The following is a 26,225-nucleotide window of genomic DNA, read 5'->3' on the forward strand; positions in this document are numbered from 1 at the left end:
CGTGAACGGTGTGGATCCGTACGGAAGGATCTCGCACGCTTGCAGTTCGTGATCAGCGTTCGTCGCGTGCGTGACGGTTGGGTGCTGATCGCGTATCACTAGGTGCCTACATATTTTCCCTGTCCGTAGTGCTACTCGCCGAAACCGAGTTGTAATCCAATGCTTCGACCTACGTTTCCGAACCGGGCGCGAGTCGCCGATAGACCCCCGCTGGCAGCGATCGCAGAGGGGTGGTCGCATGGGTGAAGAACTCAGCCGATCGGCCAAGCGACGTGGCGAACTCTGGAGCGCCGCGGGCGACGACTGGGCCGAACTCCTCGCCCCGACCGTCTCCTCGATCTGGGGTCCTGTTCTCGACCTCGCTCGAGTGACGAGGGGAAGCCGGGTGCTCGACGTCGGCTGCGGATCCGGCGACGTTCTCGCTCAGGCTCAGCTCCGGGGTGCGACGGTGTCCGGCGTCGACCTCGCCGACTCCCTCCTCGAGATCGCGAGCGACCGACTCCCTGAGGCGGACCTCCGACTCGGGGACATGATGACGCTCCCGTTCGAGGACGACGCGTTCGACGCCGTCGTCTCCCTCAACAGCCTCATGTTCGCCGGCGACCCGGTCGAGGCGCTACGCGAAGCGAGGCGGGTACTGACTCCCGACGGCCGACTCGCGGTCGCCCTTTGGGCGGAGGAAGAGATCAACGAGTTCCGCCACGTCGTGCGGGCCCTTGTGAGCGTCCTGCCCGAGCCACCGGCGGGCGACGGCCCGTTCGCGCTCTCCGAGCCCGGGGTCTTAGAGGAGGTGATATCGGAGGCCGGGTTCGAGCCGTTCGAGACGCGATGCGTCCCGACGCCGTTCACCTTCGTCGACCGAGAACACTACCTCGGAGCCGTCCTCGGAATGGCTCCCGGGCAGAGCGTCCTCAGGCAGGTGGACGAGGAGGCGGTGATCGAAGCCCTGTTGGAGGCGGGCGAGGAGTTCCGTCGGGACGACGGGTCGTACCGCCTCGAGAATACGTTCCAGGCCGTTGGTGCGATCCCGCGAGTCGAGTGAGGGAGCGGGCGAGCGGCCGGCGTCCGGCACTTCGATCGGATCGCACCACGCGGAGCTATCGGAGGGAACGCGACGATCGGCGGCGACGAGCTGGAAGAAGAAAATCCGCGTCCGCGGGTTCGGTCGGCGACACGTTCCTCACCCGGTGAGGAAGCCACCCGGCGGAATGCGCGTCGCGGGACTGCCGTCTTCGCTCGTCGTTCGGTCCACACCGAGCTTGGGGGAGTGTCGGATCGTTCGTCGCGCCTTTGTCATTCGTCCGGTGCCAGTCGTGATCGCTGCGAATATCTTACTCATACATGAGTAAAAAAGCACCCTGCGTACATAAGTATTTTCGAGATGAAAGATCGTGTCGTTCATCGGGAGGTCTCAGCGAATCGAGGCACGGGGTGAAGGTGACTTTCGAGCCTTCTCACTCATGAATCTGGGTGATTATTCGACAGCGATTATCGAGAATCGAGCGCAATTTCAAACACTCTGAAATTAGATATGAGGTCGTCGCGCCGCCGTCACCGGTGTCGGTGACACGCCGCGAAGTGTTCGCCAGACCCGTACTCCGGTTCGAGGTCGTAGGCGGGTCGCTCCCGCGCACAGATGCTCCGCTCGGCGAAGGACTCGAGCAACAGGTCGGTCGCTTCCTCCCAGCCCGCTCGATCGCCGGTTTCGTCGTCCTCGGTTCGGTAGTCGCTATCGGCCGCGACGAACTCGATCGCGTTCTCGACGATCTCACCCGCCTCGCCGCTGGGAACGGTGCCGCCGAAGAACTCCTGACGGATTTCGGCGGCTGCCATCGCCTCGAACGCGCGCCGCTTGACCGCGCGCATGAACGCTCGAGTGTGCTCCCACTCTGCTTCGCTCAACGTGTATTCGTCGGGCGCGATCAACTGCGGACATCTGGTCCGGAACCGACAGCCCGAGGGCGGCTCCTGCGGGCTCGGTACCTCCCCCTCGAGCACGCCACGAACCCCCGACTCGCGCGGGTCCGGAACGGGGATCGACTCGAGCAACGCCTTCGTGTAGGGGTGTTGGGGGTTCTCGAACAGTTCTTCCTTCTCGGCGAGTTCGACGATGTGGCCGAGGTACATCACCGCGACGCGGTCGGAGATGTGGCGAATCACGGAGAGGTCGTGGGCGATGAAGAGGTAGGTGAGTCCGAACTCCTCCTGTAGCTCCTCCATCGTGTTCATCACCTGCGCCTGAATGGAGACATCCAGCGCGGAGACGGGTTCGTCACAGACGACGAAGTCGGGGTCGACCGACAGCGCCCGCGCGAGGTTAATTCGCTGGCGCTGCCCGCCGGAGAACGCGTGAGGATATCGGTTGTAGTGGCGCGGATCGAGGCCGACCTTCTCGAGGAGTTCCTTCGCTCGCACCTCGCGACCCTCGCCGTCGAACATGTCGTGGGCCCGCATCGGCTCCTCGATGATCTGGCCCACCTTCATCCGGGGATCGAGCGACGACTGGGGATCCTGAAAGATCATCTGGATCTCCGCGCGCTTCCGGCGCAGTTCCTCGCCGCTCAGCTCGGCCAGATCGTCACCCTTGAAGCTGATCGTCCCGTCGGTCGGATCGAGCAGTCGAAGGATCGTCCGCCCGAGCGTGCTCTTTCCACAGCCCGATTCCCCCACGAGCCCCAGCGTCTCGCCCATCTCGATCTCGAAGGAGACGTCGTCGACGGCCTCCACCCGATCGACCCCGAAACTCACCGGCGGGAACCGATCGGTCTCGAGGTTGATCCCCGCGAACAGCCCCGATTCGGACGCGAAGTGCTTCGTCAGGCCGTCGACCTCGAGCAACGTCTCGCCGCGGGGAATCTCGTTCGCTCCGAAGCCGATCGGATCGTCCGGCGTGCTCATCGCTGGGACTCACCTCTTTCGGACTTCCGGTCCGATGTGGATCGGCTCACGTCGTTCGCCTCACCCCCATCCGTCGACGCCTGTCCTTCCTCCGCGGGCGACTCCGCGTTCACGTCGCTTTCGGTCCCCGTTTCCCCCACCCTCGTCTCCGCCCCGTTCCCTTCCTCGAGCGGCGCGCTTTCCTCGTATCCGACGTCGAAGACGTCGTGTTTCACGCAGGCCGCTCGATGGGGGTGGCCGTCGGCGCGATCGACCTCGAGCGGTTCGGGGTTGACGCGCGTACAGACCTCTCTGGCGTCGGGGCAACGGGGATGGAACCGACAGCCCGAGGGCGGGTTGATCGCCTCGGGCATCACGCCCTCGATGGGGTCGAGTTCGTCGACGGTTCGATCGGGCCGGGGCATCGAATCGAGCAAGGCCTTCGTGTAGGGATGGTTGGTGTCGTAGAACAGTTCGTCCACCGGCGCTTGCTCGACGATTTCGCCGAGGTACATCACGTTCACCCGATCGCAGATCTCGGCGACGACGCCCATGTCGTGGGTGACCCAGATAAAGCTCGTGTCGTAGCGATCCTGCAACTCGTCGACGAGGTCCAGGATCTGGCTCTCGACGGTGACGTCCAGCGCGGTGGTCGGCTCGTCGGCGATGATGAGACTCGGCTCGCAGGCCAGCGCCATCGCGATGAGCACGCGCTGGCGCATCCCCCCGGAGAACTGGTGGGGGTACTCCTCGTAGCGTTCGTTGGGGTCGGGAATGCCGACCTCCCGAAGCATCGCGATCGCCTCGTCTTTCGCCTCGTCTGTCGGGAGGTCGCGGTTGATCTCGATGAACTCCCGGAGCTGGCCGCCCACGGTGAACACCGGGTTGAGCGACTCCATCGGATCCTGGAAGATCACCGCGATCTCGTTGCCCCGGATCCGATCGCGGATCTCGGATTCCGAGAGCATCTCATCGCGCTCGCGGAGTTCCCCGTCGGGTCCCTCCTCGAGCCCGAAGATCGTCTCTCCCTTGTAGGTGACTTCCCCGCCGACGATTTCGCCGGGGGTTTCGACGAGGCGCATCAAACTCATCGACGCGACCGACTTGCCGGCCCCCGACTCGCCGACGAGGCCGACGATCTCGCCCTCGTAGACCTCGAAGGAGATGCCGTCGACGGCGCGAACGGTCCCGGTCTCTGTGAAGAACTGTGTCTTGAGATTCTCGACGCGAAGGAGTGGTTCTGTGCTCATTGTGTTAGTTTTCGATCCGCGGATCCAGCGCGTCCTGCAGCCCGTCGCCGAACAGGTTAAAGCCCATAATGGTCACGAGGATCGCAAGCCCCGGCCAGATCGACAGCCAGATGTTCGAGTGCATGTACCGACCGTGCGCGATCCTGAGCATCTCGCCCCAGTCGGGCGTCGGCGGCTGGGCACCGTAGCCGAGAAAGGAGAGGCCGGCGACGATCAGGATCGTCACGCCGATCTGTAACGTTGCGTACACCATCACGGGCGCGAAGCTGTTCGGGATGACGTGTCTGCGAATGATGTTCCGGTCTTTTACCCCCGCAGCGCGGGCGGCTTCGATGTAATCCATCTCCCGGACGGAGAGCACGCGACTGCGGATGATCCTGGCGAACACCGGAATGAAGGCGATCCCGACGCCGATCACCGCGTACTGGATATCCGGGCTCCCACCGCTGATAAAGACCGTGAAGACGATGATCAACACGAGCGGCGGGATCGCGTACACCGTTTCGACCGATCGCATCAGGAGATCGTCCACCCTGCCGCCGTAGTAGCCCGCGATCGAACCGATAATCGTCCCGCCGATCAGTCCGATCGCCGTCGACGCGAGTCCGACGCTGACGGACACCTGCGAGCCGTAGACGATCCGCGTGAAGTAATCTCGGCCCTGCGGGTCGGTTCCGAGCGGCTGCGAGAGGGTCCCGCCCTCGAGGAACATCGGCGGCTGGTTCGGGTTCCCTTCGCCCGGCGGCGGGATCCGCGTCGGGTGGTCGAAGATCGGCAGCGCCTGTGCGATAGTGTAGTCCGAGACCGCGTCGAACGTGAGCCGCGAGAGGTTGCTGTCGATCGCCGCGAACGCGGCGACGAAGAGGACGAGCCCGACGATGTACAGCCCGATTCTGGCGGTCGCGTCCCGTTTGACTTTCGCAAGCGTGTATCGCCACCCGACGCGGGCTTCGACCTCTTCGCCGGCTGTTCCACCCTCGGCTCCGGTACCTGGCTTCTGATCCTCGAGTTGCGATTCGGTCGTTGCCATGTTTTATGCACCTCTCATCGTTACTCGCGCTCCCCGTAGGTTACCCGCGGATCGATGTACGCGTAGGAGATGTCCGTGATGACGACGCCGATGACGAACATGAATCCGAGGACCATCGTGATCCCCATGATCAACTGGTAGTCGAGTTGCTGGATCGCCTCGACGAACAGCCGTCCGATCCCGTTGATGGCGAAGACGGTTTCGACCAGAACGGCACCGCCGAGCGCCGTCGACAGGTTGAGTCCAACGATAGTGATGATCGGTAGCTGGGCCGACCGGAACGCGTGCTTCCGGAGGATCGTCCGCTCGGGCACGCCGTAGGCGCGGGCGAGTTTGACGTACTCCTCCTGTAACGACTCGATCATCTGCGTTCGCTCGACCCGCATCAACGTCGCCATCTGGAGCGTTCCCAGCGCGATCATCGGTAACAGCAGGTGTCTGATCGACGCGACCCAGTGCTCGAGGTGGCCGCCGTGGCCGGCCGCTTCGGGCGGTTGCCACGGGTAGACCAGCCCCGCCGATGGGAGGACGCCGAGCCTGACCGCGAAGACGATGATCAGCATGATTCCGATCCAGAACGAGGGCGTGCTGACGCCGATCAGCGCGACGATCCGCGAGATGTGGTCGGTCGGTTCGTTTCGCCGCTTGGCCGCGATGACGCCCAGCGGGATCGCTGTCGCGAGCGCGAAGAGGTACGCCGACAGCACCAACAGCAGCGTCGGTCCGACCCGTTCGAGCATCAGTTCGGAGACGGGCCGCCTGCGGTGGATGCTGTAGCCCAGATCGCCCTGGACGAGCCCGGTCATGTAGTTCCAGTAGCGGACGTGCAGCGGCTGGTCGAGCCCGTAGCGCTGTTCGATCGTCCTGATGAGTTGCTCGTCGACTTGCTGGCCCTGTAACATGAGCCGGACGGGATCGCCGGGAGCGAGGTTCGCCAGCACGAACGTGATGACGGAGATCCCGATCAGGACGGGGATCGCCTGTAACAGCCGGTAGATCGTGTATCGGAGCAGCCCCATTCGTATCAGATGTGTGTTGTCGATCGTCGGTCGTCAGCCTCGCCTCGAGTCGGTCGTCGTGGCGTCCACACCACGGGATCACTCCTCGAGGGTAACGTTGTTCTCGCCGGAGACGAGTTGCGGGTTGTACGCGACGTTCGGATGCGGCTGCATGTCGGTGACGTAGTCCTGAGTCGCGATCGTGTTGTGTTCGGAGTAGGCGGCCATAACGGGGAGTTCCTCGACGATTTCGTCGATGGCGCTGACGTAGAGTTCGCGCCGCTCGTCCTGGTCGGCCGTCTGCCGAGCCTCGGCGATGTTGTCGTGGAAATCGCCGCTCCCCTCGTAGAAGTGGCCCTGCGTGACGCCGGCGTTGTCCTCGTGAAAGAGGTTGTAGAGGTAGACGTCCGGGTCGGGCCCCCCCGTCCAGCCGAGGATGTACATCTCGTAGTCGTCCGCGCTGCCCGAGATGTAAGTGTCCGTAAGTGTCGCGAAATCGAGGCTCTGGACCTCGGCGTCGTAGCCCAGTTCGTCCAGCCGCGAGGCGATCAGTTCGCCGAGGGCGATTCGGACGTCGTCCGGCGGGACGATGATGGTCGGATTCCAGGAGTCCGGATCGTCCAGTCCCGATTCGAGGAGCGATTCGGCCTCGTCCGGATCGTACTCCGGCGTGGCCTCCGCCCACTCGTCCGTCGGGAAATCCCAGCCGAGTTCGTCGACGATCGGCGGAACCGGCGAGTTCATCGGGGTTGCGCTGTCGCCGAGGTTCGATGAAACGAACTCGCTCATCGAGAACGAGTGCGCGATTCCCCGTCGAACCTCGGGACTGGTCGTCTCCCCCTCGTTGCAGTTGAACGCGACGTACTGGTAGGACGGACTCCTGGTGCGGTGGACCTCGATCCCCTCCTCGCCGTCGATCTGGTCCCAGTCCGCCGGCGGAACGGTCGCGATCGCGTCCGTATCGCCCGCGAGGATCTGTGAGACCCGCCCCGCGTCGTCTTCGGCCGCTTCGAACCGGATCGACTCGAGTTCCGGCTGTGGCTCACCCCAGTAGTCGTCCCAGGCCTCGAGTTCGACGTACTCGTCGGAGGTCCAGTCCTGGAAGGTGAACGGACCGGAGCCGACGGGATCCCGGTTGTAGCTCTCGCGGTCGTCGGTTCGAACCGACTGGTTGACGACGTATCCCGCCACCGTGAGCGTTTCGAACGGCCCGTAGGGATGATCGAGGTCGAACTGTACCGTCCGTTCGTCGACGGCTTCGGTCCCGTCGACGTCGATGAAGTCGTACTCCGGACGGTTGTCGGTGTCCTCCTCGATCGGCGCGGTAAACGAGTGGACGACGTCCTCGGCGGTGACGGGATCGCCGTTGTGAAACTCCGCGCCCTCGACGATTTCGACGATGTAGCGCTCGCCGTCGCGCTCTTCTTCGGGTTCGCCGGCGGCGATCTTCGGCTGGAGTTCGAGCTCGTAGTCGTACTCGTAGAGGCCGTCGTAAACCTGGTGGATGACCTGACTACTGTAGGCGTCGTTCGAGACGACCGGATCGAAGTCCCCCTCCGGATTCACTTCCTGCGTGTACAGGAGGCCACCATCCCCCGGGCCGCCGTCCCCACCGATACAGCCGGCCACCATCGCTGCACTGACTGCTGCACCTGATGCGAGTACCCGCCGCCGCGTGGCGGTGAACTGATCGTGTACCATCTTGATACCGAATGTCACCCAATGAGTATTGGTAACAGGGTAATACAGGGTTGGCAAGCGAACTTTACTGTAAACATACACGTACACACTGTTCCAGTATTGTACACGGGTGTCCATCTTATCGGACGACGCGAGTCGGTTTCTGCTCGCTTGATATCGGTCCCACCAGCGTCGGCCGCAGGACGATCCAGTCTCACGAGACCGGACCGAGCCCGCGGACCACGGACTCGAGTTCGCGAGCGGGGCTTTTCGTCCCAACCGAAACGCGTGAGACGCCGATCGAATCCCGTATCGACTGACCTACCGGTCCACCCATCGTACGGCCGTCATGCGATCAGATGCGCGGTGACTCGCAGTGGCTACTGTCGCGTGACGGTCAGCAGCGACGACCATCGGGACGTGGTTTCGGATCGAGACCGTGTCGTGACGGACTGAATACCGATGGCATTTTTGTTCTGGTCGTACTGATACTGCGTATGAACTACAGGGCGGTCGAGACGGAATCGGAGTATATCGCCCGCCTCGAGACCGGTGCCGACTGGCGGGCCGAGATCGAGTCGCTCGCGGACGAGGTTGAAGCCGACGCGGCCTGGTTTAGCGCCCTCGGGGCGGTCCAGAACGCCGAACTCTGGTTCTACGATCAGGACGAGTGTGAGTATTATCCGATCGAGTTCGACGAACCGCTCGAGGTCGCGAGTTGCGTCGGCAACGTCTCGTGGCTGGACGGAGAGCGCTTCGCTCACACGCACGCGGTCCTTTCCGATCCCGACGGCGACGCCGTCGCGGGTCACCTGAACGAGGCGACCGTCTGGGCCGGCGAGGTCCACATGCGCGTCTTCGAGGAGGGCTTAGAGCGCGAGTACGACGACACCACCGAACTCGACCTCTGGCTCTGACATGCGCGAGGAAGACACGCGGTACTTCGAGCGACTCGAGTCCCAGTTGGACGAGGCGTTCGACGTCGCCGAGCGCGCCAAGGAACGCGGCAGGGATCCCGAACCCGAGGTCGAGATTCCGGTCGCAAAGGACATGGCCGACCGCGTCGAGAACATCCTCGGCATCAACGGCGTCGCCGAACGGGTTCGCGAACTCGAGGGCGAGATGTCCCGCGAGGAGGCCGCCCTCGAACTCGCGAAGGATTTCGCGGAGGGTCGCGTCGGCGACTACGAGACGAAAGCGGGCAAGATCGAAGGAGCCGTTCGCACTGCGGTCGCCTTGCTCACCGAGGGCGTCGTCGCCGCGCCGATCGAGGGGATCGACAGGGTCGAAATACTGGCGAACGACGACGGCACCGAGTTCGTCAACGTCTACTACGCCGGACCGATCCGCTCGGCCGGCGGGACGGCCCAGGCGCTGTCGGTTCTGGTAGGCGACTACACGCGCGCGCTCGTCGGGATCGAACAGTTCAACGCGCGACAGGAGGAGATCGAGCGCTACGCCGAGGAAATCGCCCTCTACGACAAGGAGACCGGACTCCAGTACACGCCGAAAGCGAAGGAGGCCAAGTTCATCGCCAAACACCTCCCGATCATGCTCGACGGGGAGGCCACCGGCGACGAGGAGGTCTCCGGATTTCGCGACTTAGAGCGCGTCGACACCAACAGCGCCCGCGGCGGGATGTGTCTCGTTCTCGCGGAAGGGATCGCGCTCAAGGCCCCGAAGATCCAGCGCTACACCCGCAATCTCGACGAGATCGACTGGCCGTGGCTGCAGGACCTGATCGACGGTACCTACTACGACGAAGTTGACGGGGGCAGCGACGACGAAGCCGAGTCCGACGGTGAGGGCGAAACGGACGACGCCGACGACGATGACGACGACCCCGACGACGCTGCCGAACCGGACGGCTCCAGCGGCCCGCCCCGCGTCGACACCTCACAGAAGTTCCTCCGCGATCTGATCGCCGGCCGTCCGGTCTTCTCTCATCCCTGTGCTAAGGGCGGGTTTCGACTGCGATACGGCCGCGCGCGAAATCACGGCTTCGCGACCGCCGGCGTCCACCCCGCCGCGATGCACCTGGTCGACGACTTCCTCGCGACGGGAACCCAGATCAAAACCGAACGGCCGGGGAAGGCCGCCGGCGTCGTCCCCGTCGACTCGCTCGAAGGCCCGACCGTCAAACTGGCCAACGGCGACGTTCGGCGGATCGACGACCCCGAGGACGCCCTCGAGATCAGAAACGGCGTCGAGAAGATCCTCGATCTCGGGGAGTACCTCGTCAACTACGGCGAGTTCGTAGAGAACAACCACCCGCTTGCTCCCGCCTCCTACACCTACGAGTGGTGGATTCAGGACATCGCGGCCGCCGGGGCCGACGCGCAGGCGATCGAAGACGACCCGCGGATCGACCAGGAGTTCCCGCCCGCGACGACGGCCCTCGAGTGGGCGTCGGAGTACGACGCCCCACTCCACCCCGAATACACCTACCTCTGGCACGACATCTCGGTCGACGCCTTCTGCGAACTCGCCGAGGCGGTCGCCGACGGCCGGATCGAGCACGATACCGACGCCACCGGCGACGGTACCACGCTCGTCCTCGAGTACAGCGACGCCGTCCGGGAGGCCCTCGAGACCATCGTCATCGAACACCGCCAGCGTCCGGACGACGGCCGAATCGAGATCGACGACTGGCGACCGTTCGTCCGAACGACCGGCTGTACCATCCGTGAAACGGCGACCGACGGAGCCACGCTGAATCCCGACGCCCAGCAGCCGAGCATCGAACTCGAGCGCGCGTGGTCAGAAGACGACCTCTCCGAACGTGCCGAGACCTGGGGTCACGAGGAGGCCGGCGACAACGCCATCGAGACGGTCAACGAGGTGGCCCCCTTCGCGGTCCGCGAACGCGCGCCGACGCGGGTCGGTAACCGAATGGGCCGCCCGGAGAAGTCGGAGAGCCGCGACCTGAGCCCCGCCGTCCACACCCTGTTCCCGATCGGCGAGGCCGGCGGCACGCAGCGCAACGTCGCCGACGCGGCCAAACACGCCGAAACGATGTCGGACACCCCCGGCGTCGTCGAGGTCCAGATCGGCCGTCACCGCTGTCCCGACTGCGAGACGGAGACGTTCAAGAACCGCTGTCCGGACTGTGACACCCGAACGACGCCCGACTACCGCTGTCCCGACTGCGACACCCGTATCGAACCCGACGAAGCCGGCCGCGTCGAGTGCGGTCACTGCGAACGCGAGGCCACCTGCGTCGAGAACCGCGAGGTCGACATCCACGAGGAGTACCGGGACGCGCTCGAGTCGGTCGGCGAGCGCGAGAACGCCTTCGAGATCCTGAAAGGCGTCAAGGGGCTCACCTCGACGACCAAGGTGCCAGAACCCATCGAGAAGGGCGTCCTGCGGGCCAAACACGACGTCTCAACGTTCAAAGACGGCACCGTCCGTTACGACATGACCGACCTCCCGGTCACGGCCGTCCGCGCGAGCGAGCTCGACGTCGACGTCGGCCAACTTCAGGCGCTGGGCTACGAGGAGGACATGCACGGCGAACCGCTGACTCACGAGGATCAACTCGTCGAACTCAACGTGCAGGACATCGTCCTCTCGAACGGCGCGGCCGAGCACATGCTGCAGACCGCGGACTTCATCGACGACCTGCTCGAGCAATACTACGGCCTCGAGCCGTTCTACGAGATCGAAGATCGACAGGAGTTGGTCGGCGAACTCGTCTTCGGGATGGCGCCGCACACGAGCGCGGCGACTGTCGGGAGAGTGATCGGTTTCACGAGCGCGGCGGTCGGATACGCGCATCCGTACTTTCACGCCGCCAAGAGGCGCAATTGTGACGGGGACGAAGATTGCGTGATGCTGCTAATGGACGGTCTTTTGAACTTTAGTACCAGTTTCTTGCCAGACCAACGGGGAGGGAAGATGGACGCCCCGCTCGTCATGTCCTCGAGAATCGATCCCTCCGAGATTGACGACGAGGCCCACAACATGGACATCGTCTCGCAGTACCCCCGCGAGTTCTACCTTGCCTCCCTCGAGCAGGCCGATCCCGAATCGGTCGAGATCCAGATCGCCGAGGAAACGCTCGGCACCGACCTCGAGTACACCGGCTTCGAGCACACTCACGACACCACCGATATCGCGATGGGGCCGGACCTTTCGGCGTACAAGACGCTCGGCTCGATGATGGACAAGATGGACGCCCAGCTCGAGCTCTCGCGGAAACTTGAGGCCGTCGACGAGACCGACGTCGCCGAGCGGGTCATCGAGTACCACTTCCTGCCGGACCTGATCGGGAACCTGCGGGCCTTCTCCCGCCAGGAAACCCGCTGTCTCGACTGCGGCGAGAAGTTCCGGCGGATGCCCCTGACCGGGGACTGTCGGGAGTGTGGCGGCCGCGTCAACCTCACCGTCCACAAGGGGTCCGTGAACAAGTACATGCAGACGGCGATTCAGGTCGCCGACGAGTACGACTGTCGAGCGTACACGAAACAGCGCTTAGAGGTCCTCGAGCGTTCCCTCGAGAGCGTCTTCGAAAACGACAAGAACAAGCAATCGGGGATCGAGGACTTCATGTGAGCCGGCGTTTGCACTGCGGTCTATCGCGCTGACGGCAGCGCAGTTGCCCCAGAGCGTGATGTCTCTCGGCAAACTTCGATCAAAACACTGGAAGACGTTCATCCTCCCGTTCGCTCGCTTTTGTGGCGCTCTGCGCCACGCACTCGCTCATATCAGTCGCCGCCTCGCTTGAGAGCGCCGTTGGCGCTCTCTCGCGGCGACTGTCGGTGAAGCGCCTGCCCTTCCCCGGGTCGCGAGGGTCGTCGCGAACGGCGACGACCCTCAGCTCCCGGCCACACTACTAGTGGTCCAGAGACGGCCGATCAGTAGCTGGCTCGAGTGAGCCCCGGAATCCGGGCCTTCGGATACTGGGGTTGCCGAACGCGCTGATAGTCCGGCAGCCACTCGAGAAGGCTCTCGTTGAACCGTTCCGGCCGCTCTCGAGGCGTCCAGTGGCCACAGTTTTTGACGAGGTCCAGTTCGGCGTCCGGAATCAGGTCCGCCGCGCGGATCGACCACTCGACGGGGACCAGGGGGTCCCGTTTCCCGTGGACGAGCAGCGTCGGGACCAACAGCGACTCGAGTTCGTCGACGAAGTTCGTCGCGACCCGGCCGTTCATGGAGAGTTCGTTTCGCTGGAACGCTTTGAACGCCTTGATCGAGCCCGGTTCCATGAGTTTCTGCCTGACGTCCTCGACGAACGGTTCGGGTAGCGCGGCGGAATCGGCGACGAGACTATCGAGGACCATGCGGACGGTCTCGTTGCTGACGCTCGCTGCGATCTTCCCGAACTCGGTCAGGCCGGGAACCTGCGCGAAGAGCTTCCACGAGAGGGCGCTGGGAAGCCGGCCGCCAAGTCCGTAGCTGTCCACGAGCGCCAACTGCTCGACCCGGTCGGGGTTCCTGAGCGCGTAGCCCAGCGCAGCGCCGCCGCCCATCGAGATGCCGGCGAGCGAGACGCGCTCGTCGGGAAGCGTCTCGAGGAACCCCTCGAGAACGTCGACGTACGTGTCGATGGTGTGGGTGACGTTCCCCGTACTGTTTCCGTACTCCGGCCAGTCGATCCCGTAGACGCGGTAGTCGTCGGCGAGCGCGTCGATGGTGTGTCGCCACGAGACCGTCGCGTCGTCGATCCCGGCACCGTGACAGAGCACGACGGGCGGACCGCTCGTCCCCGCCCGTCGGTAGGCGATCCGACAGTCGCCGATGGTGGCAACGCCGGTTCCGGTCATGCGTGAGACACGCCATCACCGTGATGGCCTCCGCTCGTCTCGGCGGCCGACCGATAGCCGAATCGACCGTTCGTGGTGGCTGTTGGAGGGCGCACGTGCGCCGATTGAGCCTGCCTGTTGTGGGCCTTTCTATCGGCAATGACCGGTCGGCCCCGCGCTCGAACCGACTCGAGACGACGCGATTCGACCGGAAGCACACCGTCAGGAACCCCAGCAGCGCGATCAAGCGTCATGACCGTGTCTCTATACGGGGGATGTATATTGTTTTCTATTACCATGGCTGGAACTGTCATGTGCACGTCGACTCGTCCGACGCCGCTCACATTCTGTATCGCGGATAATAGTTTATGAAACCAATTTCAACACGAATCGACTTTCACAGCGTGGCGTTATTCAGGGCTGTCGGCGGTCGTACTGCCTTTATTGCCCGTCGGAGCGTGAGTTCGTACGATGGCCACAGAACAAGACCAGCCACGTCTCGGATTCGGAACGACGGTCTACACGGAGGACGGGGAGCGAATCGGTCGCATCCGTGGTTTCGACGAGGAGGGGTTCTACGTGACGCTTCGCGACGGTCTCGAGGGGATGAGCGTCGAACACGTCCGCTCCGGCCACGAGTTCGGCGAGGCCCACCTGATGTGGCGCTGTTTCGAGTGTGGTGAGATGGGGTCACTCGAGGACGACTTGCCCGAAACCTGCCCGTCGTGTGGGACCGAACGGGAGAACCTCTACTACTGGACCGAAGACTAGGACGAAAACCGCTTTGATCGCGTCACTCTCAGTACGTGTAGGGCCATGGATATCGTCGTCTTCGGAGCCGGCAGCCTCGGGAGTCTCGTCGGGGGGATGCTCGCACGCGATCCCGCCCACGACGTCACGCTCGTCGCGCGCGACCCCCACGCGACGGCCGTTCGAGAGCGCGGCCTCGAGATCGTCGACGAACTCGAGGCCAGAGTCTATCCGGCGACGACGACCGACGGTCGGGATCTCGCGGCCGAACTCGCCATCGTCACGGTCAAATCGTTCGATACGGCGGCGGCCGCCGAAACGCTCGCCACGGGCTCGTACGAGACGATCCTCTCGCTTCAGAACGGTCTGGGAAACGAGGAAGCGCTTGCAGCCCGACTCGAGTGCCCGATTCTCGCCGGAACCGCCTCCTACGGAGCACTGCTACGGGAACCGGGAGTCGTCGCGTGCACCGGCATCGGCGATATCGTTCTCGGCGCGCGGGGCGGTGGCCCCTCGGAGCGCGCCGATCGAGTCGGCGATCTGTTCGCGTCGGCCGGCCTCGAGACGACCGTCGCCGACGATATGCCCCGCCGTCTGTGGGAGAAACTCGTGGTTAACGCCGGGATCAATGCCGTGACGGCGTTGACCGCGACCGAGAACGGTGCCGTCCTCCAACGGCCGGCGAACGAACTCGCACGCGAAGCGACCGGCGAGGCGGCGCGGGTCGCTCGAGCTCGCGGTATCCGACTCTCGAACCGCGACGCGCTGGCGGCTCTGGAGTCCGTCGCCGCCGATACGGCCGCGAATACGTCCTCGATGCGCCAGGACGTTCGCGCCGAGCGGCGCACCGAGATCGATGCGATCAACGGCTACGTGGTCGATCGGGCGGCGGAACTGGGGATCGAGGTACCGACGAACGGCGTTCTCACGGCGCTCGTTCGAACGTGGGAGCGAGGACGGGACTTGCGCTGATCGGAAGCGGAACAGATCTGTGCGCTGTCGGACGCACCAGTCGGTACGGGCGATTATCGCTACGAAAAAGACTCGCTCGAGGACTCAGAACGGGGCTTCGGGGCCTTCGTCCGCTTCGGTACCGTCGTCATCGACGGTTTCTCCGGGGAAGGAGGGGCTCATGCCGCCGCTGCCATCCATGTCGCCACCCTCCATACCGGTGTGGGCGTTGACTTTCTCGATCTCGGGAATCTCTTTGACCATGCGGCTCTTGATCGCCTGGATCGTCATCGGCGAGATACCGCAGCCACTGCAGGCGCCGCCGAGTGCGATGGAGACTTCACCGGTCTCGCGGTCGAGGTCCTGAATCGCTGCGCTGCCGCCGTGCATCTGAATCTGCGGAAAGTTCCGTCGCAGGAAGTTCGCGACGCGGTCTTCGAGGTCGTCCCCGTCGTTCTGGGTCTCGGTACTCATAGGAAACCCTTCGGTATCAGAGCCCCTAAACCTTCCGTCATCCATGTTCGGCTGCCGACACCAACGGCCGCTACGGGTCAGTTAGTTAGGCGAACCCGAAGACGCGCTCGAGTTCGGTCTCGATCTCTTCGACGTGTTGCTCGAGGACCTTCTCGAATCGTTCTTCTTCGACGACGACGCCCGACAGTCGCTCGTAGGGCTCTTCCGGCAGTTCGATTCTGAACTCGCCGTTTCCCTCGTAGAAGGGTTCGCTCTCGTTTAGCACCTGCTGGTCGATCGCGTGGACGAGTTCGGAATCGTAGGTGTCGTTCATCCGGTTGAACGCGTTCTTGTACGCCTGCTGGAGTTCGGGAAAGTAGTTGGCGTACTTGTCTTCGAATTTGTCGGGATCGAAATCGGCCATATACGGGGAAACGGCGAGCGGAGACAAAAGTCGGGCGATCGGTCGTTCGCGTCCCTCGATTGCGACGGCTGCCTTCTTATTCCGCGTCGGATTTTACCAATGATGACAAGTAATTGATACGGTATGGGTGTCCTACATACGGAGGATGCGTATGCAAGCGGAACCGACACTCCGACAACCCCATTCAAGTGCTACATGTCCCCCGATTACCCTCCCATTCCGCGCGAAGCGTTGCCTCCCGGATGGGGTCTCGCTGACTGCTGTAACGAGACGTTTTCGTACCGTCATACACAGCCTCCGGTCGAACTCCTCGCAGACCGGACGTCCGCTGACCGGTCTCATCCCGGACTCGGACTCAGCCGCTGTTGGGAACTTCGGTATCGATACTCGCTTACAGACCGAACGATCACCGAATCGATCGGCCGCGTCTCGACCCGTCAGGCCGCTGCCGACGGATTACTCGAGTGTATGCACCTCATTCACGAGTCCGTCGAGGAACCGACGGATCCCGTCGAGGTACGGGACGTTCTCGAGCGGGTACGGTTTTCCGACGTCGTTCCGGACAACCCATCCCCGTGAAGTGAGTAAACCCGGGTTACGAACCGTCGATGCGATCGCGCGTTAACTGACTCCACGCCGATCGTACAGCCGATATTCGATCGAGTGGAGCCGTCTATCGTTCTTTCCGAAACCTCGGTACCGGGTCGTAACACTCGGTGTCTGTATTCACAACCTACTCCGATCTCGGATGGCTGTCGTGAGTGTCGCTCCGATAAACTTCATACTGCGATATCGAATCCTCCGCTGCTCTCGAGCGGCGCGCTGGCGGAGCGCTTATACTCTCGTCGGCGAATGGGGTATCACGGAAGCCACCCGATGGTCCTATGATATCTCAGATTCCCTTCGCTATCGACTTCCACGTCCACTCGGACGACTCCTACGACGGTCGTGAACCGATCGAGCTCATCTTGGAACACGCAGCCGACATCGACCTCGATGGGGTCGTCATCACCGATCACGACGAGATCAGCGAGTCGATCCGCGCCGCCGAACTCGCCCCGAAGTACGGTCTGATCGGCATTCCCGGCGTCGAAGTATCGACGCGTCACGGTCACCTGCTGGCGATCGGTGTCGAGGAGCGACCCGACCCCGGCCAACCGTTCATGGAAACGGTCGACGCCGTCCGCGAACTCGGGGGCATCGCGATCGTTCCCCACCCCTTCCAGCGAAGCCGCCACGGCGTCCGCAAACGCCACATCAAAGACGCCGACGCGATCGAGACCTACAACTCCATGGTCTTTACCGGCTACCGAAATCGTCGTGCCCGCACGTTCGCCCGCCGTCGCGACTACCCCGAGATCGGTGCGAGCGACGCCCATTACCTCCCGAACGTCGGGAAGGCCTACACCGAGATTCTCGTCACCCCCGACGCCGAGAACCCGACGAAGGCCGATATCGACGGCGACGAACTCGTCGAGGCGATTCTCGAGGGACGGACGCAGATTCGGGGCAAGCGCACGCCGATTCACAAGAGCACGGTCCAGTACGCCAAGGGCGCGGTTCGCAAGTCGACGTATCTGCTCACGTCGCGCGCGCCGCTCGTGCCGACGGTGCCGGCGTCGATGGACCGATCAGGATAGCTGCTCGCCGACGATTTCGTCCGCGCGTTCGATAAACGCCTCCTCGTTGCCTTTCGGCACCGTCGCACCGGCGGCGACGTCGTGACCGCCCCCGTCGCCGCCGACGGCTCGCGACGCCTCCCCTACCACGGTAGAGAGGTCGAGCCCCTGCCGAACGAGCGTATGCGTGCCGCGGGCCGAGATCTTGACCGCGTCGTCGCCCTCGTCAGCGGATCGCGAATCCGCGCTCTTCTCGGCGAAGGCGATGATCGGCTTCGATCGACTGATTCCCTTGTTCCCCATCGCCATCCCCGCGACGATGCCGACGATGGTCTCGCGGATGCGATCGCCCGCGTGAAACCACTGCAGATGGTCCTCGTGGGTGACTCCCTCCCGCGTCACGAAGTCGATTCCTTCCGAGAGATTGCGCCGGTGGGTTCGGAGGAGCTTCCTGGCGCGCTCGAGCGCACCCTCTCGATCCCCGAGGCAGACGCCGAGGCCGACGTCGGCGCGTTCGTAACGGGCGGTCGCGTTGAGCAGCGTCGAAAACTCGCTGGCGTCTCGGAGTTCGGTGCCGACGGGTTCTTCGGGAAGCACGTAGGCGGTGCTGACGAGTTGGTCGATCTTCTTCGCGGGAACGCCACTCGAGACGGCCCGCTTGACGAGCGCGCTGGCGACGGTCTGTTTCTCGTCGTTCGTGAGGCCGGACCACCGACGCCACTCGCCGTCCGCTTTCAACTCGAGATCGAGTCCGTCGAGGAATCGTAGCGCCCCCTGCTGATCGTTCGAGATGCCGGGAATGTGGACGTCCGTAGCGTACTCGAGCAGTTTCGGCAGCGGACGGGTCTGTTTGCCGTAGAGTGCGAGGTCTTTGCCGGTCTCGAGGACGCCCGCCTCGACCCCTTCGGCGACGATCTTCGCGTTCGCGCCGCGGAGTTCGCCGCCGGAGGCTTGCATGTCGCCGACGGCACCGACGACGGCGAGCGCGGCGAGGTCGCGATTGTCGGGGCGAGCGCTGGTCGCAGCAGTTGCGCCGGCGCCGCCGTCGGTTGCGACTGCCTGGTCCGCATCCGCGTGGCGGTCCGAAACGTCCGCAAGCGCCCGCGCGAGGACGTAACTCGCGCCGGCACCCGACAGTTCGGAGGCGCCGTTGATCCCGAACAGGAGGGGGTTGAGGTGGAACTCGGTCTCGCGGTCGGCGGGCTGGTGGTGGTCCGCGATGACGGGCGTGAACTCGCCCGCGTCCTCGTGATCACCGATCACGTCGAGTTGGCCGCTCCCGAAGTCGGTAAAGAGGACGGTGTCGTAGTCGGTCGCGGCGATATCGGCGACCGCCGTCTCGTCGAGTTGCTTCTCGAAGACCGCCTCGAAGGGAATCTTCGCGCGCTCGAGCGCCTGGGCGGCGATCGCGGCGCTGGTGAGACCGTCGGCGTCGATATGGGAGGCCAGCAGTACGCGGTCGGCCGCACACAGCCGCTGTGCACAGCGAGTTGCACGGTCTTCGAGATCGGGGATCGGACCAGCCATCGAGGTGTCGTTGGGCCGCCTTCAGTCATAAAGGTGCGGTCTAGCTCACGGCGATCGGTTCGGTCGCTCGCGTCGGCTCACCCCCAGATTCCCAGGAGTTCCGGCAGCGGTTGGCGGTAGAGGAGCAGGAGAAGGTTGTTCGCGACGAATCCGACGTACAGTATCACGACGATACTGACGAACCGAACGTCCATCGGATCGGAGAGAACGTGACCGATCACGACCACGATCGCGGCGTAACAGATCGCGGCGAAAGCGACGCCCGGCAGCCCGATCAGTTCGTAGAAGAAGACGGTAACCGGATTGAGCTCCGTCGCATACGGAACCAGAAAGAACAGCGTGGCGGCAACCGCGTCGATACCCCAGAGTACGAGAAACGTGAGCCGTAATCCGGCGGATTCCGGCGGGTCCAGTTTGCGCAACGGAGACGCTTCTACTGTCATGGCTAGTACAGACTTGGCCGCGAGTCAGAGTAGATGTTAAGCTTGCGAAATCCGGTTATGACAGGCGTACACACGCCTCTAGTCCGGTTTCACTCTCCTCGAAAACCACCCTACTTCGGGGTCGTCCGAACCGCCTCGAGCGTCGCCCGCGCGAGCGCGTCGAACGTGGCTTCGTCGGGGACCACGTCGACGTCGATCTCCATCGATTCGGCGGTCTCGGCCGTCGGGGAACCGATCACGCCGACGGTAGCCTCGGCGAGCCCCTCGAGCGCCGCCTCGCGCAGCCCTCGCTCGGCTGCGGCCTCGAGGAAATGTTCGACGGTCAGCGAGGAGGTGAAACAGACGGCCTCGAGTTCGCCGGCGGCGGCGAACTCGGCCGACTCGCCGGTGCCCTCGGGTCGAACCAGCCGATAGAGGATCGTCTCGTGTACGTACGCGCCCGCGGCCTCGAGCCCATCGAGCAACACCTCGCTCCCGTGGTCGCTGCGGGCGACTTCCACGCGTGCGCCGTCTACTTCCCCCTCGAGTCTGGCGACGAGCCCACTCGAGGTGAACTGTTCGGGGACGATATCGACCGCGTACCCCTCGTCGCGAAGCGCGTCGGCCGTCGCGGAACCGATCGCACAGACGGTCGTTTCGCCGGGGTCCCAGCCCGCGTCCGAGACGAGTTCCGCGCCGGTCTTGCTCGTCAAAATAACGTACTCGGCGTCGGTTCGCGGCGTCGCGTCGGTCGCTTCGACGGCCAGCATCGGATCTGGAACGGGGTCGGCCCCGAGTTCCTCGAGCAACGCGACGGAGTCGGCGGATCGATCGTCGTCGGGCCGGAACACGGCGACGGTGGGTGTGTCACTCATCGTCTCCTCCCGTTAGGCACCCTCGGCCGCCGGGCCGTAATCGTTCCGGAGGAAGTCGACGACCAGCTCGCGGCTGCCGGCGACGTCACCGATCACCGTCACTGCTGGCGGCGAGATGTCCCGTTCGTCCCGAGCGTCGACGATGGTCTCTAAGGTGCCCGTCGCAACCCGCTGGCCGGGCCACGTACCGCGTTCGACGAGTGCGACCGGCGTCTCGGGATCCATACCGGCCTCCCGCAGCGCTTTCGTGTAGTCGGGGAGCCGACCGACGCCCATCAGCACGACGATGGTGCCGCCCGTTTTCGCCAGTGCGGCCCAGTCGATCGCGGACTCCGCCTTGGTCGGGTCCTCGTGACCCGTGACGAAGGAGACGGAGGAGGCGTGATCGCGGTGCGTGACCGGAACGCCGGCCACGGCGGGGGCCGCGATGGCCGAGGTGACGCCGGGGACGACCTCGAACGGCACCTCGTGGGCTGCGAGGTACTCGGCTTCCTCGCCGCCGCGGCCGAAGACGAACGAGTCGCCGCCCTTGAGCCGAACGACCGATTTGCCCTCGCGGGCGAGTTCGACCAGTCGCTCGTTGATCTCCGACTGGGGCGTGCGCTCTCCGCCGGCGCGCTTGCCGACGTCCTCGCGTCGGTCTTCGGGGAGCATCTCGATTATTTTCGGTCCCGGAAGCTTGTCGTGGAGGACGACGTCGCTCTCCTCGAGCAGTCGGCGTGCCCTGACGGTCAGCAGGTCCGGGTCGCCGGGACCGCTACCGACGAGGTAGACGGTGCCGGGATCGACGTCGGTGGCATCTGCCGACACGTCCCCCGCCGTCATCTACTTCCCCTCCGGCTTCTCCTCTTCGGAGATGTCGTCCTCGCCGGTCGCGTTTCGGGCCCGTTTGATTAGTTCCGCCGCGCCGCGGTCCGCCAGATCCCGGGCGAACTCGCGGGCTGCCTCGGCGTGCGTCTCGACCGGCAGGTTTTGGCTGCCGGCCACCGACTCCTCGCCGTCGCGGTCGAAGACGCTGACGGTGGCGTGGACGTACTCCCCCTGAAGGATCGCGTAGATTCCGACCGGCGCGATACAGCCGCCGCCGAGTTCCGCGAGGATGGTCCGTTCGACCGTCGTCTCGACGCGACTGCGCGGATGGTCGACCACCGACTGAATCTCGCGGGCCGTCTCGCCGTCGGTCGCGGTCACCGCGAGCGCTCCCTGGCCCGGTGCCGGGACGAACGTCGACGTCGACAGCTTCCGGTAGTCGACGTAGTGTGCGAGGCCGCTGCGCTCGAGGCCGGCCTCGGCCAGCACGATCGCGTCGTACTCGGTCTCGAGTTCCCGGCCGAGGGCCTGTCGCTCGAGTTCCGAGAGCCCGTCGAACCACTCGTCCGTGGTCTGACCGAACTCGGGCTCGAAATCGTCGTTTCCGACATTTCCTTTCCGCTCCTTGTCCGCCTCCGTCCGTTCCTGGTGTTCCGCCTGCAACGCGGGCGCGAGCAACTTCTCGAGTCGCGTATCCACGTTCCCGCGCAGCGGCTCGACCGTGAGGTCCGGTCGCTCCGAAAGCAGTTGTGCGCGTCGGCGAAGGCTCGAGGTCCCGACGGTCGCTCCGTCGGGGAGCTCCCCGAGCGTCGAGCCGTCGGGCGTGACGAGGGCGTCGCCCGGCGCGCCCCGTTCGGGCACCGCGGCGGTCACCAGTTCCGCGGGCTGTTCCGTCGGCATGTCCTTCATCGAGTGGACCGCCCCGTCGAGGTCGCCCTCGAGGACGCGCTCGTCGAGTTCGCGGACGAACGCGCCGGTCTTTCCCAGCCGGTGGATCAACTCGTCTCTGATCTGGTCGCCCGTCGTGTCGACGGTGACGAGCTCGACCTCGTACCGTCGATTCTCCAGGGCCTCCTGTACCAGCGAGGCCTGCCGCCGAGCGAGTGTGGACCCCCGTGTCGCCAATCGAAGCGTCCCGCGCGTTCTCATAGCCATGAGTCAGCGCCTGGGGTATGAAAAGCGCACGCTTGTCGGACGCCGATCGAGACGCGTCCGCACGCTCGACGTGCAACGCGTGCCGCGGGCTGTGCTGAGAACATATTCGTGCCGGATTTTATATCTATCCCGTCGATACATTCGACTGAATGAGCGAGACGCTCTACGATCGACTCGGCGGCGAGGACGCCATCGCGGCAGTCGTGGACCGGTTCTACGAACGCGTGATGGCAGACGAACAGGTTGTCCACTACTTCGACGACGTCGACATGCAAAAACAGCGCGCCCACCAGACGCAGTTCATCAGTGCGGTCGCGGGTGGTCCCGTCGACTACACGGGTGCGGACATGGAGGCCGCACACGACGACCTCGGTATCTCGAAACCCGATTTCGACGCGATCGTCGCGCACCTCGAGGCGACCCTCGAGGAGTTTGACGTCGACGAAGCCGACCGAGACGCGGTCCTCTCGGCGGTCGGGGAGTACGAGGACGCGATCGTTACCGTACCCGCATAGAAGGGGTCCGATCGACGGCTCCGGTCCACGAAGTGCCGGCTCGGGTTGCGACCCGTCGGCCTCTGGATCGCGACACGTCGACTCGAACCGTGCGCGTGTTCGACACGGACCCGACGGTCTTTTGATCCCCTCCCCGGTATGACAACGCAATGGAAACAGTTACCCTCGGTCCCGAAGGGACCTACTCGCACCGAGCCGCGACGGCGGTCGCCGACGGTGACGAGATCGAATTCCGCCAGTCGGTCACGTCGATCGTCAACGCCGTCGCCGGCGGCGAGTACGACCGCGGCGTCATTCCGATCGAGAACAGCATCGAGGGCAGCGTCACCGAAAGTCTCGACGCCCTCGCGGAGTACGACGTCGCCGTCGTCCGAGAAATCGTCACCCCGATCAGACACGCCTTGCTCGCTCAGGGACCGGAGTTCGACACGATCGCCAGCCACTCACAGGCGCTCGCACAGTGTCGGTCCTACCTCGAGCGCGAGTTTCCAAACGCCACCCTGGAAGCCGTCGCGAGCACCGCACAGGGTGTCGAGTTCGCCCGCGACGACGCCTCGATGGCGGGCATCGGCCACCCCGACAACGGCGGCGACGGGCTCGAGGTGCTCGCCGAGGACATCCAGGATCAGGACTCGAACGCGACGCGATTCTTCGCGCTCGCGCCCGCCGAGGAGCGCTCGAAGGGCGGCGGCAAGTCCACGCTCGTCGTCTACCCGAACGCGAACTATCCCGGCTTGCTGCTCGAACTCCTCGAGCCCTTCGCCGAGCGGGAGATCAACCTGACCCGCGTCGAATCCCGCCCCAGCGGGCAGCGCCTCGGCGACTACGTCTTCCACATCGATATCGAGGCCGGACTCTACGAAGCGCGGACGAACGAGGCGATCGCGGACCTCGAGGAGTTAGCCGAGAAGGGGTGGGTCCGTCGGCTGGGGTCGTACGATACCGAACACGTCGTCGGGTAAAGACCGGCGAAAACGATCAGCTGAGGCGTAGAGGGGTCGACGTTTGGGCGCTCATATTACAAGTGCGTACTCCGCCACGTAGAGAACCGACGTTCTCAACTATGGCGTCGACTGCGGCTCCTTACACCTCGAATCCCCAGTTGAAGTCTCCCTTCCAGTTCTCTCGTGCCCCGTGGAAAACCGTGTCACCTTCGTGGTGATTCCCGAGCCACAACACGTCCGTGAGCGATGCGTCGGCGTCGCTCATCACGAGCGCCTCGAAAATCGAGTTTTGGACGTGGTGTTTTTCTCCGCTATCGGCGAACCGTAAGCTCGCGCCATCCGCGTCGACGCTGCAGTTGGCGATACCGAGAGTATCGACGTTCTCGCCCCGGCCGTTGACGAATATTCCGTGACGGTCGTTGCCCGACCGCGATTCGAAATCGAAATCGCAATCGCGGAATTGAACGTTCGACGACTGCACGTATACCCCGTAATCGGACGTCGTTGGACTCGATCTGTCCGTGATGGTACACGAACTGAAGGTGGTCTGGCTATCGTCGTTGTCGTTCACTCGGATAGTCCGACCGTTGCCCCCATCGTCGTTGATGTGGACGTTTTTGAGCTGTGCCTGTCCGCTCTGCGTACAGCGAATAATCTCGGTCGGTTTTTGAATGAGGTTGCGGATGTAGAGCTTCTCGACCACTTGTCCGCCGCCGTTTTCGAGCCACAGTCCGCTCCACGAATGTGCGGGCTCTTCCCGCATGATGATCTTGCAGTTGCGGACCATGTCGTTGTCACCGATTCGAATGCCCGCGCCGGCACAGTTGACGGCCGTACAGCCGCTAATGAGGTTTCGACCGTTGCTGGTCGACATATAGAATCCGTTGTCCGTGTAGCCGGTCACCTGACAGCCCTCCCACACGTTCAACCCGACGTGGCTGGGTTCCGAGCTGTATGCGACCGCATGACCGACCTGCGGAGCGTCGTGCCGTACGTCCCAGTTGTTGAGGTCGCATCCTCTGATGAGGTTCGTCGACGTCGACTTGATTCCGTCCACCATGATCGTGTGCCGGTCGCCGCCGTACTCCGGGTGGAGTCTGTTCCGCGTGCCGAGCATCGTGATCCGCTCGATGAGGCCGAATCTGTAGGTGTACCACCGACCGATGCCGGCGTCGTAGTCGCCGCGGATGTCGACCGCGAGGTCCTGCATCACGGTCCGTTGTGCATTCGGGGGCGTATCGTCGGTCGTCCCCACGGTCATCAGGCGGTCGACGTCCTGGTCGTTGACTCGTAACGTGGCGGACGGGTTCCCGGAGATGCCGAAGAATTCGTGAGCCTCGAGGTGAATGTTGTTCGTTTCGACGAGCCACGTCCCCGGCGGAACCACGTACATGTGGTTTCGATTGCTGGGGCTGAACGACTGGTAGTGGTCGTAGATCGCTACCCAGAGATCGTCTTCATTGGATTCCACTCCCAGATCAGTTCGAACGTTGACGATGTTCGGGTTCGGGCTCTCGACATCGAGGTCGACCCGAAAACTATTGTCGCCCTCGAGTTCGGTTGCAGCGAGCGACTGGCCGAGATCGAGGTGGGAAAGATCGTTGGTGACGTTCGTTCCCGAATCGGACAGGTCGATCCCCTGCCACGGACCCTGGGTACTCGCCGCTTCGTTCGACCCCTTCAGGCCGCGTGAAGACCGCCCGACAATACCGCCGCTCACACCCGAGACGGCTAGTGCGCCGACGAACGATCGCCGCGACGTTCCGTGTTCATTCGTGCGAGGTCCATCTTTCTCTTGATCGGATACCATTGCATTCTCCTGAGATAGTCACTAATGTTTTTATTATCTCAGAAGTAATATTCATGTCAGCGGCTCTACCCTCCGAAACCGGGATAAACGGTACCTATATTTTAAGACGTTTTTTCACTATCTGTTCCTTTTGTATTCTACTAGAACAGTCTCTATTTTCTCACTATCCTGCGTGAATCATTCTTGAAGGCCAATTATTGAAATAAAATATAAATGATACAATAGATGGGTTTTAAGATAGATACTAATTCATTTTTACACTTCTCCTTCGAAACACGAACTTCCCACGGGCTCTCCTATCGTAACGACTGAAACGGTCTACACACCGATCGCACAGTCATCGTGCGATCGGGTGTGCCTTGACTTTCAGCGGCTGCCGTATTCAGTA

Annotated in this window: 24 protein-coding genes; 9 read left to right on the forward strand and 15 right to left on the reverse strand. The window is 63.7% G+C overall.

Annotated features, from left to right (window positions below):
* The first annotated feature begins 238 nt into the window (after positions 1–238).
* Positions 239–1,042, forward strand: coding sequence for a class I SAM-dependent methyltransferase (locus tag DWB23_RS18230; RefSeq protein ID WP_121744190.1), 804 nt, complete (start codon positions 239–241; stop codon positions 1,040–1,042).
* 138 nt (positions 1,043–1,180) lie between these two features.
* Here DWB23_RS18230 and DWB23_RS23150 read toward each other — a convergent pair whose 3' ends face one another.
* The 6 genes from DWB23_RS23150 to DWB23_RS18255 form a co-directional block, all read right to left on the reverse strand.
* The gene (locus DWB23_RS23150; RefSeq protein ID WP_162989866.1) at positions 1,181–1,339 is read right to left on the reverse strand and encodes a hypothetical protein; all 159 of its coding nucleotides are present in this window, start codon (positions 1,337–1,339) and stop codon (positions 1,181–1,183) included.
* A gap of 212 nt (positions 1,340–1,551) precedes the next feature.
* On the reverse strand, positions 1,552–2,898 hold the full coding sequence (locus DWB23_RS18235; protein ID WP_121744191.1) for an ABC transporter ATP-binding protein: 1,347 nt from the start codon (positions 2,896–2,898) through the stop codon (positions 1,552–1,554).
* Positions 2,895–4,127, reverse strand: coding sequence for an ABC transporter ATP-binding protein (locus tag DWB23_RS18240; protein ID WP_121744192.1), 1,233 nt, complete (start codon positions 4,125–4,127; stop codon positions 2,895–2,897). The genes DWB23_RS18235 and DWB23_RS18240 overlap by 4 nt, the downstream gene beginning before the upstream one ends.
* Before the next feature lie 4 nt (positions 4,128–4,131).
* Positions 4,132–5,157: an ABC transporter permease gene (locus DWB23_RS18245; protein ID WP_121744193.1), complete on the reverse strand. Its 1,026-nt coding sequence runs from the start codon at positions 5,155–5,157 to the stop codon at positions 4,132–4,134.
* 20 nt (positions 5,158–5,177) lie between these two features.
* On the reverse strand, positions 5,178–6,176 hold the full coding sequence (locus DWB23_RS18250) for an ABC transporter permease (protein WP_121744194.1): 999 nt from the start codon (positions 6,174–6,176) through the stop codon (positions 5,178–5,180).
* A gap of 78 nt (positions 6,177–6,254) precedes the next feature.
* Complete coding sequence (locus DWB23_RS18255) at positions 6,255–7,856, reverse strand: ABC transporter substrate-binding protein (RefSeq protein WP_121744195.1); 1,602 nt, start codon at positions 7,854–7,856, stop codon at positions 6,255–6,257.
* A 476-nt stretch (positions 7,857–8,332) separates the two neighbouring features.
* Between DWB23_RS18255 and DWB23_RS18260 the strand changes: the two genes are divergently transcribed.
* Positions 8,333–8,752, forward strand: a complete 420-nt coding sequence (locus DWB23_RS18260) for a PPC domain-containing DNA-binding protein (RefSeq protein ID WP_121744196.1) — start codon at positions 8,333–8,335, stop codon at positions 8,750–8,752.
* 1 nt (position 8,753) lies between these two features.
* A complete protein-coding gene (locus tag DWB23_RS18265) occupies positions 8,754–12,392 on the forward strand; it encodes a DNA polymerase II large subunit (protein ID WP_121744197.1) in 3,639 nt (1,212 codons plus the stop codon).
* 302 nt (positions 12,393–12,694) lie between these two features.
* Here the strand turns inward: DWB23_RS18265 and DWB23_RS18270 are convergent, their stop codons facing one another.
* A complete protein-coding gene (locus DWB23_RS18270) occupies positions 12,695–13,603 on the reverse strand; it encodes an alpha/beta fold hydrolase (protein WP_121744198.1) in 909 nt (302 codons plus the stop codon).
* A 450-nt stretch (positions 13,604–14,053) separates the two neighbouring features.
* On the opposite strand from DWB23_RS18270, the gene DWB23_RS18275 reads away from it, so the two are divergent.
* Complete coding sequence (locus DWB23_RS18275; RefSeq protein WP_121744199.1) at positions 14,054–14,353, forward strand: PRC-barrel domain-containing protein; 300 nt, start codon at positions 14,054–14,056, stop codon at positions 14,351–14,353.
* A gap of 45 nt (positions 14,354–14,398) precedes the next feature.
* A complete protein-coding gene (locus tag DWB23_RS18280; RefSeq protein WP_121744200.1) occupies positions 14,399–15,304 on the forward strand; it encodes a ketopantoate reductase family protein in 906 nt (301 codons plus the stop codon).
* An 84-nt stretch (positions 15,305–15,388) separates the two neighbouring features.
* Here DWB23_RS18280 and DWB23_RS18285 read toward each other — a convergent pair whose 3' ends face one another.
* A complete protein-coding gene (locus DWB23_RS18285) occupies positions 15,389–15,757 on the reverse strand; it encodes a NifU family protein (protein ID WP_121744201.1) in 369 nt (122 codons plus the stop codon).
* Positions 15,758–15,842: 85 nt separating this feature from the next.
* Positions 15,843–16,160: a DUF5783 family protein gene (locus DWB23_RS18290; RefSeq protein WP_121744202.1), complete on the reverse strand. Its 318-nt coding sequence runs from the start codon at positions 16,158–16,160 to the stop codon at positions 15,843–15,845.
* A 195-nt stretch (positions 16,161–16,355) separates the two neighbouring features.
* Here DWB23_RS18290 and DWB23_RS18295 point away from each other — a divergent pair, with 195 nt between their 5' ends.
* Both DWB23_RS18295 and DWB23_RS18300 read left to right on the forward strand, forming a co-directional pair.
* Positions 16,356–16,739, forward strand: a complete 384-nt coding sequence (locus DWB23_RS18295; protein ID WP_121744203.1) for a hypothetical protein — start codon at positions 16,356–16,358, stop codon at positions 16,737–16,739.
* 305 nt (positions 16,740–17,044) lie between these two features.
* The gene (locus DWB23_RS18300; protein WP_121744204.1) at positions 17,045–17,800 is read left to right on the forward strand and encodes a CehA/McbA family metallohydrolase; all 756 of its coding nucleotides are present in this window, start codon (positions 17,045–17,047) and stop codon (positions 17,798–17,800) included.
* Here DWB23_RS18300 and DWB23_RS18305 read toward each other — a convergent pair.
* The 5 genes from DWB23_RS18305 to hemC form a co-directional block, all read right to left on the reverse strand.
* On the reverse strand, positions 17,792–19,306 hold the full coding sequence (locus tag DWB23_RS18305; protein ID WP_121744205.1) for a single-stranded-DNA-specific exonuclease RecJ: 1,515 nt from the start codon (positions 19,304–19,306) through the stop codon (positions 17,792–17,794). The two genes, DWB23_RS18300 and DWB23_RS18305, sit on opposite strands and share 9 nt — an antisense overlap.
* A 77-nt stretch (positions 19,307–19,383) precedes the next feature.
* Complete coding sequence (locus tag DWB23_RS18310; protein WP_121744206.1) at positions 19,384–19,749, reverse strand: hypothetical protein; 366 nt, start codon at positions 19,747–19,749, stop codon at positions 19,384–19,386.
* A 110-nt stretch (positions 19,750–19,859) separates the two neighbouring features.
* The gene (locus DWB23_RS18315) at positions 19,860–20,603 is read right to left on the reverse strand and encodes a uroporphyrinogen-III synthase (protein WP_121744207.1); all 744 of its coding nucleotides are present in this window, start codon (positions 20,601–20,603) and stop codon (positions 19,860–19,862) included.
* A gap of 12 nt (positions 20,604–20,615) precedes the next feature.
* Positions 20,616–21,428 (reverse strand): uroporphyrinogen-III C-methyltransferase, encoded by an 813-nt coding sequence (gene cobA, locus DWB23_RS18320; RefSeq protein ID WP_394341757.1) that lies wholly within the window; start codon positions 21,426–21,428, stop codon positions 20,616–20,618.
* The gene (hemC, locus tag DWB23_RS18325; RefSeq protein ID WP_121744340.1) at positions 21,429–22,562 is read right to left on the reverse strand and encodes a hydroxymethylbilane synthase; all 1,134 of its coding nucleotides are present in this window, start codon (positions 22,560–22,562) and stop codon (positions 21,429–21,431) included.
* A gap of 155 nt (positions 22,563–22,717) precedes the next feature.
* On the opposite strand from hemC, the gene DWB23_RS18330 reads away from it, so the two are divergent.
* Positions 22,718–23,083 carry a group I truncated hemoglobin gene (locus DWB23_RS18330; protein WP_121744208.1) on the forward strand — a complete coding sequence of 122 codons (366 nt, stop codon included), beginning with the start codon at positions 22,718–22,720 and terminating at the stop codon, positions 23,081–23,083.
* 149 nt (positions 23,084–23,232) lie between these two features.
* Positions 23,233–24,045, forward strand: coding sequence for a prephenate dehydratase (pheA, locus tag DWB23_RS18335; RefSeq protein ID WP_121744209.1), 813 nt, complete (start codon positions 23,233–23,235; stop codon positions 24,043–24,045).
* 121 nt (positions 24,046–24,166) lie between these two features.
* Here the strand turns inward: pheA and DWB23_RS18340 are convergent, their stop codons facing one another.
* Complete coding sequence (locus tag DWB23_RS18340; protein WP_121744210.1) at positions 24,167–25,837, reverse strand: right-handed parallel beta-helix repeat-containing protein; 1,671 nt, start codon at positions 25,835–25,837, stop codon at positions 24,167–24,169.
* Between the last annotated feature and the right edge of the window lie 388 nt (positions 25,838–26,225).

It is taken from the genome of Natronorubrum halophilum, assembly GCF_003670115.1.
Taxonomy (GTDB): Archaea; Halobacteriota; Halobacteria; order Halobacteriales; family Natrialbaceae; genus Natronorubrum; species Natronorubrum halophilum.

What these genes read in the sequence shown, in the direction of transcription:
- DWB23_RS18230 (WP_121744190.1), top strand. Translation starts at nt 239, where the DNA reads ATGGGTGAAGAACTCAGCCGATCGGCCAAGCGACGTGGCGAACTCTGG.
- DWB23_RS23150 (WP_162989866.1), bottom strand. Translation starts at nt 1,339, where the DNA reads ATGAGTAAGATATTCGCAGCGATCACGACTGGCACCGGACGAATGACA.
- DWB23_RS18235 (WP_121744191.1), bottom strand. Translation starts at nt 2,898, where the DNA reads ATGAGCACGCCGGACGATCCGATCGGCTTCGGAGCGAACGAGATTCCC.
- DWB23_RS18240 (WP_121744192.1), bottom strand. Translation starts at nt 4,127, where the DNA reads ATGAGCACAGAACCACTCCTTCGCGTCGAGAATCTCAAGACACAGTTC.
- DWB23_RS18245 (WP_121744193.1), bottom strand. Translation starts at nt 5,157, where the DNA reads ATGGCAACGACCGAATCGCAACTCGAGGATCAGAAGCCAGGTACCGGA.
- DWB23_RS18250 (WP_121744194.1), bottom strand. Translation starts at nt 6,176, where the DNA reads ATGGGGCTGCTCCGATACACGATCTACCGGCTGTTACAGGCGATCCCC.
- DWB23_RS18255 (WP_121744195.1), bottom strand. Translation starts at nt 7,856, where the DNA reads ATGGTACACGATCAGTTCACCGCCACGCGGCGGCGGGTACTCGCATCA.
- DWB23_RS18260 (WP_121744196.1), top strand. Translation starts at nt 8,333, where the DNA reads ATGAACTACAGGGCGGTCGAGACGGAATCGGAGTATATCGCCCGCCTC.
- DWB23_RS18265 (WP_121744197.1), top strand. Translation starts at nt 8,754, where the DNA reads ATGCGCGAGGAAGACACGCGGTACTTCGAGCGACTCGAGTCCCAGTTG.
- DWB23_RS18270 (WP_121744198.1), bottom strand. Translation starts at nt 13,603, where the DNA reads ATGACCGGAACCGGCGTTGCCACCATCGGCGACTGTCGGATCGCCTAC.
- DWB23_RS18275 (WP_121744199.1), top strand. Translation starts at nt 14,054, where the DNA reads ATGGCCACAGAACAAGACCAGCCACGTCTCGGATTCGGAACGACGGTC.
- DWB23_RS18280 (WP_121744200.1), top strand. Translation starts at nt 14,399, where the DNA reads ATGGATATCGTCGTCTTCGGAGCCGGCAGCCTCGGGAGTCTCGTCGGG.
- DWB23_RS18285 (WP_121744201.1), bottom strand. Translation starts at nt 15,757, where the DNA reads ATGAGTACCGAGACCCAGAACGACGGGGACGACCTCGAAGACCGCGTC.
- DWB23_RS18290 (WP_121744202.1), bottom strand. Translation starts at nt 16,160, where the DNA reads ATGGCCGATTTCGATCCCGACAAATTCGAAGACAAGTACGCCAACTAC.
- DWB23_RS18295 (WP_121744203.1), top strand. Translation starts at nt 16,356, where the DNA reads ATGTCCCCCGATTACCCTCCCATTCCGCGCGAAGCGTTGCCTCCCGGA.
- DWB23_RS18300 (WP_121744204.1), top strand. Translation starts at nt 17,045, where the DNA reads ATGATATCTCAGATTCCCTTCGCTATCGACTTCCACGTCCACTCGGAC.
- DWB23_RS18305 (WP_121744205.1), bottom strand. Translation starts at nt 19,306, where the DNA reads ATGGCTGGTCCGATCCCCGATCTCGAAGACCGTGCAACTCGCTGTGCA.
- DWB23_RS18310 (WP_121744206.1), bottom strand. Translation starts at nt 19,749, where the DNA reads ATGACAGTAGAAGCGTCTCCGTTGCGCAAACTGGACCCGCCGGAATCC.
- DWB23_RS18315 (WP_121744207.1), bottom strand. Translation starts at nt 20,603, where the DNA reads ATGAGTGACACACCCACCGTCGCCGTGTTCCGGCCCGACGACGATCGA.
- cobA (WP_394341757.1), bottom strand. Translation starts at nt 21,428, where the DNA reads ATGACGGCGGGGGACGTGTCGGCAGATGCCACCGACGTCGATCCCGGC.
- hemC (WP_121744340.1), bottom strand. Translation starts at nt 22,562, where the DNA reads ATGAGAACGCGCGGGACGCTTCGATTGGCGACACGGGGGTCCACACTC.
- DWB23_RS18330 (WP_121744208.1), top strand. Translation starts at nt 22,718, where the DNA reads ATGAGCGAGACGCTCTACGATCGACTCGGCGGCGAGGACGCCATCGCG.
- pheA (WP_121744209.1), top strand. Translation starts at nt 23,233, where the DNA reads ATGGAAACAGTTACCCTCGGTCCCGAAGGGACCTACTCGCACCGAGCC.
- DWB23_RS18340 (WP_121744210.1), bottom strand. Translation starts at nt 25,837, where the DNA reads ATGGTATCCGATCAAGAGAAAGATGGACCTCGCACGAATGAACACGGA.